Below are 13189 nucleotides of genomic sequence, written 5' to 3' on the forward strand. Positions count from 1 at the left end.
CATGGGGGCACGACGTGAAGAGGCCCGCTGGACCCGGGCCACCCTCGGCCGCGGCGGCCGGCCCGTCGACCTGCTGACCGCCCGCTTCGACCGGCACCGCTACGCACCCCACGCCCACGAAGAGTTCACCATCGGAGTCTGCGTCGGCGGCTCCGAGATCATCGACTACCGGGGCGGCCGCATCCACACCGGCCCCGGCTCGATCGTCGTCCTGGCTCCGGGCGAGATGCACACCGGCGGTCCGGCCGCCTCCGACGGCTACGCCTACCGGGCCCTGTACGCCGAGCCCTCCCTCCTCACCGAGGGCGTTCTGGGCAGCCCCCCGCACTTCCGGGACCCCGTCCTCGACGACCCCGAGCTGGCCGCCGCCCTGCGCATCGCCCACACCGACCTGAGCATCTGCCCCGACCCCCTGGAGGCCGAGTCCCGCCTCCCCTGGCTGCTGGCCGCCCTCGCCCGCCGCCACTCCACGGCCCGCCCGGCATGCGACACGGTCCCGGGAGCGGCCCACATAGCCCACGCCGTACGTGACCGTCTCGCCGACGAACTCCAGGCACCCCCGTCACTCGCCTCCCTCGCCATCGACCTGGGCCTCTCCCGCTACCAGCTCCTGCGCGCCTTCCGTACGACGATGGGGATACCGCCGTACGCCTGGCTGGCCCAGTACCGGGTGAACCGGGCCCGCGCCCTGCTGGAGAGCGGCCTGCGCCCCGCCGAGGTCGCCCCGCTCGTGGGCTTCGCGGACCAGGCGCACCTGACGCGCTGGTTCCGCAGGGTGCTGGGGGTGACCCCGGCGGCGTACCGCAACAGCGTTCAAGACGGCGGACGCTGACGCCGCCGAGACTGCCCCCATGACTGCACGCGGCTGGTTCCTGTTCTCCCTGATGGGAGTGGTCTGGGGCATCCCCTACCTGATGATCAAAGTGGCGGTGGACGGCGTGTCCCCGTCGATGGTGGTGTTCACACGCTGCGCGGTGGGCGCCGCGCTGCTGCTCCCCTTCGCGATCCGCCAAGGGGGCCTTGCCGGCTTCGCCCGGACCGTACGAACCCACTGGCGCCCCATGCTGGCCTTCGCGTGCATAGAGATCATGGTCCCGTGGTGGACCCTCACGGACGCCGAGCGCCATCTCTCCAGCTCCACGGCGGGCCTGCTGATCGCGGGCGTACCGATCGTCGGCGTGGCCGCCGCCCGCCTCTTCGGCGACACGGAACGCCTCGGCACCCGCAGGATGACCGGCCTGGCCCTCGGCCTGTCCGGCGTCGCGGTCCTCACCGTCCCGCACCTGACCGGCGGCGACGCCCGCTCGCTCGCCGAGGTGCTGCTGACGGTGGTCGGCTACGCGACCGCCCCCGTCATAGTCGCCCGCCACCTCAGGGACGTCCCGTCACTCCACCTCACGGCCCCCTGCCTGACCCTGGCAGCCCTGGTCTACGCCCCCGCGGCAGCCGCCACCTGGCCTTCCTCAACCCCCTCCGCCCAGGTCCTCACCTCCCTCGCCGGCCTCGGCGTCATCTGCACCGCGGTCGCCTTCGTGGCCTTCCTGGAACTGATCAAGGAGGCGGGCCCGACACGGGCAACGGTGATCACGTACGTCAACCCGGCCGTCGCCGTCGCCGCCGGAGCCCTCTTCCTCGACGAACGCCTGACCCCAGGCACCGTCGCGGCCTTCGCCCTGATCCTGGCGGGCTCGGTCCTTGCGACGGCGACGGCGACGGCTACGGCGACGGCCGGACCAAGGCGCACCCCACGCCCGGTACCATGGTCCACACGGCAGACGAGCCGGGCGGACGGCCGCGTGGAGGTCCTTGCGGACCTTCCCGAGGAACGTCCGGGCTCCACAGGGCAAGGTGGTGGCTAACGGCCACCCGGGGTGACCCGCGGGACAGTGCCACAGAAAACAGACCGCCGGGGACCTCGGTCCTCGGTAAGGGTGAAACGGTGGTGTAAGAGACCACCAGCGCCTGAGGTGACTCAGGCGGCTAGGTAAACCCCACCTGGAGCAAGGTCAAAAGGGGCCGCTTGGTGACAGGTGGCCCTGCGCGGACGTTCGAGGGCTGCCCGCCCGAGTCCGCGGGTAGACCGCACGAGACCGGCGGCAACGCCGGTCCTAGATGGATGGCCGTCTCCCCGGCCGCCGCGAGGCAGCCGGGCGACAGAACCCGGCGTACAGCCCGACTCGTCTGCCGCTCTGTGTTTATACAGGTCAGGGCCTGCTTTCTCTCTGCACCGGATTGCGAATCGGCGTTCCAGTAAAGCCATCGACTGCGGTGCGGGCAGATGCTCAGCAGCCCGTACAGTGCGGAGCCCACGTCAGCAGAATCCTGCTGGTCTCCGCGAGCGACCTCTATATGGGGGCGTCCGGCTGCTCCTGGGAGAAGACGGAGGATCGCGGCACGTTGGCGGGGTTGCCCGCCCTCGGCTCGTGCCGATTCCCTTCCACCGGGTGCTGACGAAGGCACGACTCACCCACGAGCTACGGACAGTGGGCGCGAGCTGAACCCCAGCCAGCCGCTGGCCCAAACCGGTTCCGGAACAATCGGATCGGCTACATATGCTGACGCAGGGGTGGAGGCACGTTGTACGTCGCTTCGATAGTCTGAACAGTTCTGTCGAGAGAGGTCGTGGGGGGTACGGATGGGCAAGGGCGCGCAGGACATGCCTCTTGAGGTTCAGCACATCAAGAGGGCGCTGCTGCGGGAGTTCCAGGACCGGATCTCCATGGAGGACTTCGAGAAGAAGGACCCCACGGAACGCGAGACGGCCCTGTTGTCCAGGGCCGTGTCCGCGAAGGCCGCCCGTATCCTCGCGGACTGCACCTCGGACGAGGCGGCGGCCTGGGTGATCGACGGCCGGGACGACTTCGGTATCGACTGCGTCGCGTTCTCCGCCTCGGGATCCGAACTCTGGCTGATCCAGGCCAAGTGGAAGGACAAGGGGACGGCCGGCTTCGACACGGAGGCGGCACTCAAGCTGGTACACGGACTGAAGAAGCTTGACAACCGTGACCTCGACCACTTCAACGAGCGGCTGCAGTTGCTCGCGGACCGCGTGCACGGCGTCCTCCGGCTCCCCACCTGCAAGGTGAACCTCGTTGTAGCGCTCATGGGGGACGGCCGTCTCTCCGTGGAGACCCGCAACATCCTGGACGAGGCGGCCAACGAGTTCGGCGGACGCGGCCGGAGCGTGGAGTACCGGGTCCTGGACCAGAGGGACTTCCACCGGGCGATTCAGGAGGACCTGGAGCCGCAGCCGATCACTCTCAAGGCAACCATGGACCGGGAGTGGTACAGCCGCGAGACCCCGTACAAGGCGGTGATCGGCGAGGTCAGCGCCGACCAGCTGGCCCGTTGGTACGGCGGCCGGAGCGATGGCGAGGATCACGACAAGGGACACGGCGAGCGTCTCTACGACCGCAACGTCCGCAAGTCGCTGGGGCTCACCGGGGTCAACCAGACCATGGTGGAGTCGATGCTGGGGGACCCGGAAGGGTTCCTCTACCGCCACAACGGCATCACGGTGCAGTGCGACAGGGTCGAGCAGGAGTACCACGCCAAGAGAGCGGTCGGCCAGCCCACCACCCTCACCCTGCACAACGCCAGCGTGGTCAACGGCGCCCAGACGGTGTCCTCGGCCTTCAGGGCGTACGAGAGGGACCCCGAGGTCGTCGCGGAGGCGTACGTCCTGGTACGGATCATCTGCCTGGAGGGGGCACCGGAGGGCTTCGGGCGATCCATCACCAAGGCCACCAACACGCAGAACCACATGGAGCGCCGGGACTTCATCGCCATCGACACCGTCCAGAGCGAGATCCAGAAGGACTTCAGCCTCTCGCTGGACAAGGAGTACGTCTTCCGGCGGGGCGAGCTGGACCCGGCGCCCGAGTCCGGCTGCTCGGTGACGGAGGCGGCGACGGCCCTGGCCTGTATGCACCGGGACTCGTCGCTCGCGGTACGGGTCAAGGGCTCCACGAACGCGCTGTGGGAAGAGGGCCGGGGAGGCGCGTACACCCTGCTGTTCGGTCAGCAGCCGTCTGCCCAGCAGATCTGGCGCGCGGTGCAGGTGTTCCGGCTGGTGCGGGACCAACTGACGGAACTGCGGGCGAAGTTCACCGGGCGACGGGCCGCGGTCGTGGACAGCGGGGCCCTGTTGGTCGTCCACCTCGTGTTCCAGCGCATCGGCAGGGACAAGTTCGACGAGCCGGACGACGAGTGGGCGGCGGTGCTCGCCGGGGTGCCCGGTCAGGTCAGCGCCGTACTCCTGTGCCTCATCACCATGGTCGACACCCTTTTCACCAGCAAGAGTTACGTCACCAGCACCTTCGCCAACGAGGAGCGCTGCGCGCGGCTGGTCGCCGCGGTCCTCGGGGTCCTCGAACGCGGCACCGGTCCGGACTCCCCGATGAACCTCAAGGCCCTCATGGAGGGGGCGGGGCCGAAGCGGCAGCGGCGCCCCCAGACAGTTCGCCTGCTCGTCGACCATGACGCCATCAACGACGGTACGCCTCTCGTCTACGCTCCCAGCACCGTGGAGGAACTGGCCATCGGCGCCTGGCTCGACGAGGACCCCCGCCGTCGCAGGGCGACATGGGTGAACGACCGAAGGACCCCCATTCTCTGGGAGGCCGACGGCAAGCGGTACACGCCGACGGGACTGGTCTCCCAGATGTGGAACGCGGCCGACTGGAAGGAACAGTGGAGCGCGGTCCAGGGCCCCAAGCAGTGGAGGGTGCCGGGCGACGGGACGTTGGTGGAGATCGCCGAGCGGCTCTGGCAGGAGATCGCGGACGCGGGGGAGCCGGGGGAGCCGGGGGAGGAGAGCCCGGCGTAGCGTCCGGGACGGCCTGCCCGCCGTCGAGCGACGGGCAGGACACTTCCGTCGGCCGCCAGCAGCCTCCGACGGCCCGGTGGGCCGCACTCCGTGCCGGTGTCCGAGGGTGCCGGAGCGGTGCCGCCGAACACGGGGAGCCAGGCGCTCGGCTCAGTGGGCGGCTGTGGGCGGGGCGAGAGGAGAGATCTCCCTGTCGAAGAAGCTGTGGAAGTCTTCCCCGCGTCCGTACAGCGCGTCGAATCCGGCCGACGTTTCCCGGATCAGTGCGCGGTCGGCGAAGCGGTTGGCCCCCGCCGCGTTTCCGTCGTCGTAGCACACCTCGTACATGACGACGTCTCCGAGGATCACCACCTCCGGAACCGGGCGCTCCTTCTCGATGTCCGAGATCTTGCGGGCATCGAGCACCCGGATGTTGTCGCCCAGCTCCACACGCAGGCGTAGAACGAACATCTCCCATTGGACGTAGGGGGTGACAGGAAATTCCACCACGCGAAGGCGGCGTTCCAGGATGTTCAGCTGTGCCGCTTCGCGAAACTGCCGTGCGTAGGTCTCGCGCTTCTCCTCGACGAGGGACAGCGCTCTTTCCCATTCTCCGGCGGCGAAGGCCTCCCAGCTGGCAAACCCTCGTTCCTTGAAGTTCTGGCCCCGTTCGAGCTTGTTCTGGAAACGAATGCCGCTACTGCGGGTTCGGTGGAAATCCGCGTGGTATGCGGGGCGGTCCATGCGTTCGGAAGGACTGCTTGGGAAGGAATCAAACACTGGGAATATCCGGTTTCGCCGCGACCAACATGTTCCTTGGGATGACAACGAGTCGCTCGTCGGACCCTATCGATACGCCCGGCGGCAGCTTCCCGCCGAGTGACTCCGTGAGGTCCCGGCCGATGACGGCGATGTCTCCGTTCTCGAGCTCCCAGATGTCGGGGCAGTCGGGGTTGTCAGTGGTGTTTCCCAGTTCCTGTGGCGACTTTCCCAGGCGCCGCTTGAATTTTGTGGCCGCATCGGCTTCCCAAGGCCTACGCATTGCCATCGCCCCCTCGATTAGGCCAAAGTCTTACCAATTTAGCACTCGGCGAATCGGCTTGGCCATGCCAAAACCGGACTGGCCGATGATCGCGCGGATGGTCCCATGCTGTTCCATCCGGCTCGGGAGTGCGACGATGAGTGGTCACGAAACGGCAAGCTATCAAATCCCGGCAGATGCTGAGAATTCTACCTATTTGGCATATGGTCGTAAGATGCATAATCCTTGCTCAGGGGGAACTGTGGACCCGGAGACAGCTTTACTCGCGCAGAGCGCGGGAGTCACGCTGGTCACCTTGATGACAACCGACGCCTGGCATCGCACCCGGGAAGGAATCACGCAACTATGGCGTCGGGCGCAGCCGCACCGGGCCGACGCTGTCGTCGCGGAGTTGGAAGCCACCCGCGAGGACGCCCTGGCGGCCGGTGAGGCCGACGACCGGGAGACACTCGGCGAACTGCACCTGGAGTGGCAGGGACGGCTCCGGCGGCTGCTCGCGGCCCACCCGGGCGCCGCTGTGGAACTGCGCGTGCTCCTCGACGAACTTGAGCCGAGCGGCGCGACCGGCCCCGTGATCACCCAGCACGCCAGTGCGTCGGGCCAGGCCCGGATCTACCAGGCCGGACGAGACCAGCACAACGCGCAGCGATGACGGGCGCGATGGACGGACACGCAGAGGATCGCGGCCGTGTCTACCAGGCGTCGGGTGACCAGCACATCAGCGAACACCACCACTACGGCGATGAAGCCTCCACGCCAGGCGGCCCCGACTCGGTTCGCCGTCCGGCAGTCGGCCGGCCCCCGGTCGTTCTGCGCGACCGCGTCGAAGTGCTGGACCGTCTGAAAGCGGGTGTACGGGCGGGACGAGGTGGTGAAGCCTTTGTGCTGTACGGCATGGGGGGTTGCGGCAAGACCGCGGTCGCCTACACGTTCTTCCAGGCGGCCATCAACGAGTGCGGCAGGGTTGGCTTATGGGTCAGCGCATCCGACCGCGCGAGTCTGCGCGCCGGCATGCTCGCGGTCGCGGCCGACCGAGGCGCCCGCGACGGCGAACTGCTCGCCGCCCGCAACGGACTCCGCGCCGCCTCCGATCTCGTCTGGCACTACCTCGACCGCTCCGCCCAGCCCTGGCTGCTGGTGCTCGACAACGCCGACCAGCCCGAGATCCTCCGTGACGGCAGCTGGCTGCGCACCAGTCCCGGAGGCACGGTTGTGGTGACCACACGCCGGTCGGCCGCCCGTTGGTGGCCGGGGGCGGAGTTACAGCACATCGGCGTACTGCCGAGTGAGGACGCCGCGCGTGTACTGCGCGACCTCGCCCCGCACAGCGGTACCCAGGAGGAGGCGGAGCGGATCGCGGAACGACTCGGCAGGCTGCCACTCGCCCTCACCCTGGCGGGCGGCTTTCTCTCCCAACAAGTGCTCGATCCCTGGACCTTGGAGGCCTACGGCCGCCGTCTCGACGAGGACGAGAGGGAACGGGTCGGGCTCATCGACCAAGGAGCCGATGCCTTGTCCCCACAGGACCCCCGGCACATGGTGGGGCTGACGTGGCAACTGACACTCGACGCGTTCGAGGCACGAGGGCTGCCCGAGGCGACCGCGCTGCTGAGACTGCTGGCCCGTTTCGCGCCCGAACCGTTGCCGCTGGTTCTGCTCAACCGACCCGAGATCGACGCCGCGCTGCCTCGCGCACGCTGCGAGGCAGCGCTGAGAGCACTGCTCGACCAGTCGCTGACCGAGCTGGTCGACGTCGGTGCGCGATGCGCACAGAGCCACGGGGTGCTGCTCGACAGCGTGGCGGCGGCGACTCCGGCCGCATCGGTCCCGGTACTCGACACGACGGCCGTCCGCCTGCTCGACGTCGGCTTTCCCGCACTCCCCGACGCCGGCCCGCACGATCCGCTGCTCCGTCTGCTCGTTCCCCATGCCCTCGCTCTGCTACGACGCGTCGACGACCCGCCGACCTCGGCGGACACGCTGGCCGTGGCGACCAGGCTGGCCGTCGCCCTGCACCGCACCGGAGACTACGTCTCCGCCTGGGAGACCGCCCGAGCCGCAGCGGACATCGGTGAGCGGAAACTCGGCGCGGAGCACCGTTCCGTACTGGCTGCCCATTCCAGGGCGGGCCGCGCGCTCTTCCGCTTGGGTAGATACGCCGAGGCCGAGGCGCTGCTTGAGCGCGTCCGAGCGGCTCAGAACCGTCTGTTCGGGGCCGACGATTCCGACACCCTGGACAGCGCTCATGGCCTTCAGCTCGTGCTGGGGAATCTCGGCAGACAGGACGACGCACTCGCGCTTCTCAGGTCCGTGGTCGTCGGCCGAGGCAGGACGCTGGGCCCCACGCACCCTTTGACCCTGCGCTCCCGCTCCAGCCTGCTGGTCCTGCTGTCCGCCTCCGAGGTCGTAGCAGAAGAAGACGGCGCACTGCTCGACCTTCCCTCGGAATGCGACCGCCTCCTCGGCCCGGATCACACGGTGACCTTGGGCGCCCACCACAACCGCGCCTGGGCGCTGTACCTGTCGGGCCGTTTCGACGAGGCCGACCAGGAGATACGGCAGGTCACCGAGGCCTACCGCCGACGCCTCGGCCCCGACTACCCGACTGCGCTCTCGGCCCAGCAACTCCTCTCCCGCACCCGGGCCGCGCTCGGCCATGTGAAGGCGGGGGCAGAGCTGATGACGGATGTCGTGGCCCGACGGGAACACAGCCTGGGGCCCGACCATCCGTTCACGGTTGCCGGCCGGGAACTGCTGAGCGCGTTCACGTCGGGGCGGTGGCGCCCGCCTGGTGCGGAGGGGTGACGGGCAGATGTACGGCTGCCGGGGCCGACCTCGGCGCGTTGGCGGGCCGTTCTCAGCGGAGGTGATCGACGAAGGCAGCCCAGGCGCGCGAGGAGAAGGCGAGTGCGGGGCCGCTGGGGCGCTTGCTGTCGCGGACGGGGACGAGGGCGGGGAGGTTGTCGGCGACCTCGATGCACTCGTTGTTGCCGCCGCTGTAGGTACTGCTGCGCCACTTCGCGCCCGACAGGTCTGGCGGGCTGTGGTGTGCGCGATTCATGTTCTGTGCTCCTTGGCCCTGCGTCGGATGATGGTGCGGGATTCCATCGGAGAGAGCGCGGACGTGCGAGCTGCATCGAACAGATCTTGGTAACGGGCGACTTCCGTCTCCCGCTCCAGCCAGATGGAGCCGGTCGGGTTGTCCGCCAGCACCACGTCAAGCGCTGCCTCCTCTGGGAAACCCAGAACGACGTACGGGCCGAACATACTCGCGTGTGCTCCGCGCGAGAACGGCAGAACCTGGATGGTCACGTGCGGATGCTCGGAGCTGGTCAGAAGGTGCTCCAACTGCGCTTGCATCACCTGGGGGCCGCCGACCTGTTGGAGAAGGACCGCTTCCGACAGCACGGCCCACAGACGCAAGGGGGAGTCGCTGGCGAGTCGTTCCTGTCGGGCGAGGCGAACCTGGACGAACTTTTCGATCTCGTCGGCCGTCTGCCACTGCCGTGAGGCCACTGTCACGGCACGGATGTAGTCCGGGGTCTGAAGCAGGCCCGGGACCAATTGGGCCTGGAACGTGCGGATCTCTCCGGCCATGGCTTCCAGCGCGATGTAGTCGCGATACGTGTCGGCGAGGACGGAAGCGTACTGGTTCCACCACCCCTGCCTGCGACGGCGGTTGGCCTTGCGGGCCAGAGTGCTCAGTCGCTCGCGAAGCTCAGGATCCGCCGCTCCGTAGGCGTGCAGCATCGCGGTCAGGTCTGGGAGCCGTACAGCCACCCGACCGTTCTCGATCCGACTGATCTTGCCCTTGGTGCAGTCGAGGGCCTCAGCTGCCTGGGCAGTGGTCAGACCGGCGGCCTCTCGCAACCGGCGGAGTTCGACGCCGAGTTGACGGCCGAGCACAGTGGACGGGTTCGGGGTGGTGCTCTTCGCAAGCATGCTCACACCTTTAACAGAGCTGTGGAAGCGCCGGGGCGGCATCAACTCGAAAGGGGGAAGATTGAGACCATCCTAGTTGGCAACGTTGCAGATTCAGATGCTGCGCGTGCATTCTGCTGGCCATGGACATCGGCGTCCCATGGCTCGACTTGCTGTCTCTATGGGGCTCCGGCCGCGCGTCGACCCTCTGGGGGCTGCCATGGCTGCACCGAACGAAGTCACCTTTCGACTCTCCCGGTCCCGTCAGAGCGTGCCGAGGTCCCGGGCCGTCTTACATGCCGTACTCGGCGGCTGGGGAGTAAGCCAAGACGTCCTGGAATCGGCGAAGTTGGTGCTCTCCGAGCTGATGACCAACGCGCTGCGCGTGCCCGTGCCGCGCGACCGGCAGGTGGGCGTACGGATCGCGCGATCGCTGGAAGACGGGCTGTTGCGGCTGGAGGTCAGCGACGCGGGCGCGGGCAAACCCGAAGTTCGGGTCCCCCGTGACGAGGAGACCTGCGGGCGCGGGCTGCTGCTCGTGGAGGCGCTGGCTCACAGGTGGGGCGTTGAGGAGCGCGCGGGTGGGATCGGGAAGACGGTGTGGGCCGAGCTGAAGGCACCGGACATCGCGGCGCCGGTCGGGCGCGTGGTGGTCGTCAGCGGATCCCCGGCCCGAGGCGGACATATGAGTGCGCAGCGCGCCGAGACACCGCACCCAGGACCGCCGCACCTCAGGACTGTGGCTGACATCCGTGCCGCGCTGCGGGACGGGCGGGGCTTCCCGGGGGACGCCGAGAGCTTCGAGGCCGACCTCGCTCGCGCCCTGGACACTGCGACGGCGACCGACCTCCACCGGGTCGCCGACGTCATCATGACGTATGTGGACAGCATCCGCGCCTTCAGCGACCCTGGCTTCGACGATGCGGTGCAGGAAGGGCTCGACCTCATCGCCGAGATCAAGAAGGCAACCGGGAGTGAGCCGGGCCAACCTGTTCTCCCTCTCCGCCGTACAGTGAAATCCACGTCGCGTGAGTGTTGAGACGCTCCCGGCAGGAGCTCCAGCCAGGCAAGGAGAGAGGTGGCACCTTGGGCACCCCGGCTCATCACCCCATTCCCGTCCGTCGTGGGCACCTGCGCGAGGCCGCGGAGAGCATCGAGCAGGCGACGGGCATGAGTGTTGAGATCATCGGAGGAACACTCGTGATGTCCCCCAGCCCGAGCGGCAGGCACGCCGGGATCATCATCGACCTGCGCGATGCCGTTCGGTCCGGGCTTTCGGCCGCGTACGAGGCGTTCGAGAACGTGTCCGTCCCGATGCCTGGTGATCCGGACGACTACGCGACACCGGATCTGACCATCGGCCCTCGCGCGTTCAAGGACGACGACAGCTGGCTCCTGGACGCCGATGCGGTCGAACTGGCCGTGGAGGTCATCTCTCCGACCGAGCGGCTCAAGGGCATCAACGAGAAGACCGCGTGGTACGCGGCTGCGGGCGTCGTTCGTCTGCTGCAGGTCGACCCGCGGACGGGCACGTGGTCGCTGTTCGGCCGGCCTGGGGAAGGCGAGTACCGGAGCGTCGTCCACGGCAAGTACGGCGAAGAGGTGCCGTTGCCCGCCGAGCTCGGCGGCGATCTGTCCACGGTCGGCCTGGGCCTGTACGGGACGCGACCGGGCCGCTGACCGGAGCGCGCTCTCCGCGCGGGACAGCGGGGAGGGCACGCGGGAGTGAGCAGTCCTTGGCTGCTTCACCGGGGTGATCCGGTGGGCGGGTCGTCGTCGGTCGGACCGAGTCCCTACCGGCGGCGACCCGCCTTCGCGTCACTGCCCCGGCAGCGCCTCCGCGACCTGGCGGAAGTGGGCGGCGGCCTCGTCGAGGCGGTCCGCCACCTCGGAGGCGATCTCCTTGGGGGAGCCGAAGTCGCCGAGTTCCGGGGCCAGATGGGCCTTGAGGTCGAGGCTAGTCTTCGGGCGGGCGAGGAGGTCCGCCACCGGGTAGCGACGGAAACGTTTCGACGCCGACTCGGTCCGTGCGGTGAAGCCGCCCTCGGGGAGGCAGGAGGCGATGAAGTCCTCGAAGTCGGCCTCGGTGACCGGGTTTCCGGTGTCGGTGTGGTGGTTACCCGTGCGGGCGTCGTACACCCACAGGTCCTTCGTGGCGGGATCGCCGTTCGGCTTGGGAGCGGACTTCGTGAAGAAGAGGATGTTCGACTTCACACCCTTGCGGTGGAACAGCCCGGTCGGGAGCCGTAGGAGGGTGTGAACATCGCAGTTTCTCAACAGATTCTGACGTACGGTGGCCGCCGCGCCGCCACGGGTGAGGACATTGTCCGGGACGAACACGGCCGCCCGCGCACCCTGGGGCAGGGTGATCGCCAGGTGTTGGAGGAAGTTGGTGGGGAAGTCCCCGTAGGCCCAGAAGTCGTCGCGCATCGTGGCGTCGGGCTGGACACCGTTGCTCTTGAACGGCGGGTTGCAGATGGCCACGGTGGGCACGACACTGGGCACGGATCGGACGACGGGGCTCCGGCGCTTGAGTGTATCCGCGAGCTGGACGGGGGCGGGGGCGGCGAACGGACGGCCGGTGTGCAGCAGGATGTTGAGCATGGCCAGTCGGCACATCTGCGCGTCCAGGTCGGCGCCCGCGAGGGCGGTCGGCGGCATCTGACGGTTGGCCGCGAGCATGGCGTTGTAGGCGGCGATGAGCGTCGTGCCCGTACCGCATGCCGGGTCGATCACAATGTCCTCGGGGCCCACGCCGAGCACCTTCGTGATGGCGTTCACAATGGGGAGGGGTGTGAGGGTCTGACCGGTGTCGATCTTGAGGTCGATGTCGTCGCTGCAGTCGCGCAGCATCCGTGAGAAGGCGCCGCCCAGCTCGGCCTGGCGGACCGTCAGCCACTGGTAGGGGTCGATCTGCTCGACGATCAGTTTGTTCAGCTCGGCCATGCGGTCGAGGTCCCAGGGCTGGGCGTCGCGGAAGACGACGCTCGCGGTCTGCCGGTCGGGACGGCCGGTGAGGCTCTGGTCTCCGAGATCGTCCATGAGCGCGGTCAGCCCGGTGTGTAGGGCGTCACCGCTGAGCAGCGCGAGGTCCGGCCAGGCGCCGGCGGGCGCGACGGGCGGGTGCGCGAAGCGGGCCGAACGCTGGGCGCGCTCGTGGTCCAGCTTGAGGAACAGCAGATAGCCGACGTGCTCCACGAACTGGAGGCGGGTGATGGCCCGGGTGCTGGTCTCCTCGCGGTAGAACTTCCAGAAGCGGGCCGCTATCTCGTCGCTGTCCCAGAGCTTCTCCGGTCGTACGGTTGCCGCCGCCGCGCCGTTGCTTCGACCGAACCCGTTGGCCATGTGTCATCCAGTCCCTGTGTGAGTCCCTGGCCTGGCCGTCCGTGTCCCTGCCGTCCGCACGGATACAGGGGCCA

The 13189-nt window shown here is 68.6% G+C and carries 11 protein-coding genes, 1 other RNA gene and 1 pseudogene; 8 read left to right on the forward strand and 5 right to left on the reverse strand.

The genetic code is table 11. The features are described 5' to 3' along the window. Position 1: 1 nt before the first annotated feature. The 4 genes and pseudogenes from OG568_RS34780 to OG568_RS34790 all read left to right on the forward strand — a co-directional run bounded on the left by OG568_RS34780 (position 2) and on the right by OG568_RS34790 (position 4828). Positions 2–832 carry an AraC family transcriptional regulator gene (locus OG568_RS34780; RefSeq protein ID WP_266686678.1) on the forward strand — a complete coding sequence of 277 codons (831 nt, stop codon included), beginning with the start codon at positions 2–4 and terminating at the stop codon, positions 830–832. Between the two features lie 19 nt (positions 833–851). Continuing rightward, positions 852–1688 (forward strand): annotated as a pseudogene (locus tag OG568_RS61510) (DMT family transporter); the annotation flags it as partial. 88 nt (positions 1689–1776) lie between these two features. Further along, an RNA gene (gene rnpB / locus OG568_RS34785) (RNase P RNA component class A) lies at positions 1777–2184 on the forward strand. Between the two features lie 472 nt (positions 2185–2656). Continuing rightward, positions 2657–4828: an AIPR family protein gene (locus OG568_RS34790; RefSeq protein WP_329534427.1), complete on the forward strand. Its 2172-nt coding sequence runs from the start codon at positions 2657–2659 to the stop codon at positions 4826–4828. 150 nt (positions 4829–4978) lie between these two features. Here the strand turns inward: OG568_RS34790 and OG568_RS34795 are convergent, their stop codons facing one another. After that, positions 4979–5587 carry a DUF6879 family protein gene (locus OG568_RS34795; RefSeq protein ID WP_329534428.1) on the reverse strand — a complete coding sequence of 203 codons (609 nt, stop codon included), beginning with the start codon at positions 5585–5587 and terminating at the stop codon, positions 4979–4981. After that, the gene (locus OG568_RS34800) at positions 5580–5849 is read right to left on the reverse strand and encodes a hypothetical protein (RefSeq protein ID WP_329536546.1); all 270 of its coding nucleotides are present in this window, start codon (positions 5847–5849) and stop codon (positions 5580–5582) included. The genes OG568_RS34795 and OG568_RS34800 overlap by 8 nt, the downstream gene beginning before the upstream one ends. Positions 5850–6090: 241 nt before the next feature. On the opposite strand from OG568_RS34800, the gene OG568_RS34805 reads away from it, so the two are divergent. Together OG568_RS34805 and OG568_RS34810 are read left to right on the forward strand one after the other, a co-directional pair. Further along, positions 6091–6501, forward strand: coding sequence for a hypothetical protein (locus tag OG568_RS34805; RefSeq protein ID WP_329534429.1), 411 nt, complete (start codon positions 6091–6093; stop codon positions 6499–6501). Positions 6502–6509: 8 nt separating this feature from the next. Continuing rightward, positions 6510–8654: a tetratricopeptide repeat protein gene (locus tag OG568_RS34810; protein WP_329534430.1), complete on the forward strand. Its 2145-nt coding sequence runs from the start codon at positions 6510–6512 to the stop codon at positions 8652–8654. 52 nt (positions 8655–8706) lie between these two features. On the opposite strand, the gene OG568_RS34815 is transcribed toward OG568_RS34810, so the two are convergent. Beyond that, complete coding sequence (locus OG568_RS34815; protein ID WP_329534431.1) at positions 8707–8910, reverse strand: DUF397 domain-containing protein; 204 nt, start codon at positions 8908–8910, stop codon at positions 8707–8709. Beyond that, positions 8907–9791 carry a helix-turn-helix domain-containing protein gene (locus OG568_RS34820; RefSeq protein WP_329534432.1) on the reverse strand — a complete coding sequence of 295 codons (885 nt, stop codon included), beginning with the start codon at positions 9789–9791 and terminating at the stop codon, positions 8907–8909. Before OG568_RS34820 ends, OG568_RS34815 begins: the two co-directional genes overlap by 4 nt. A gap of 250 nt (positions 9792–10041) precedes the next feature. Here OG568_RS34820 and OG568_RS34825 point away from each other — a divergent pair, with 250 nt between their 5' ends. Then, positions 10042–10809, forward strand: a complete 768-nt coding sequence (locus OG568_RS34825) for an ATP-binding protein (protein WP_329534433.1) — start codon at positions 10042–10044, stop codon at positions 10807–10809. A gap of 47 nt (positions 10810–10856) precedes the next feature. Further along, the gene (locus OG568_RS34830) at positions 10857–11450 is read left to right on the forward strand and encodes a Uma2 family endonuclease (RefSeq protein ID WP_329534434.1); all 594 of its coding nucleotides are present in this window, start codon (positions 10857–10859) and stop codon (positions 11448–11450) included. Positions 11451–11588: 138 nt separating this feature from the next. On the opposite strand, the gene OG568_RS34835 is transcribed toward OG568_RS34830, so the two are convergent. Next, a complete protein-coding gene (locus tag OG568_RS34835; RefSeq protein ID WP_329534435.1) occupies positions 11589–13115 on the reverse strand; it encodes an HsdM family class I SAM-dependent methyltransferase in 1527 nt (508 codons plus the stop codon). Positions 13116–13189 lie beyond the last annotated feature (74 nt).

This window comes from Streptomyces sp. NBC_01450, from assembly GCF_036227505.1.
Lineage (GTDB): Bacteria > Actinomycetota > Actinomycetes > Streptomycetales > Streptomycetaceae > Streptomyces.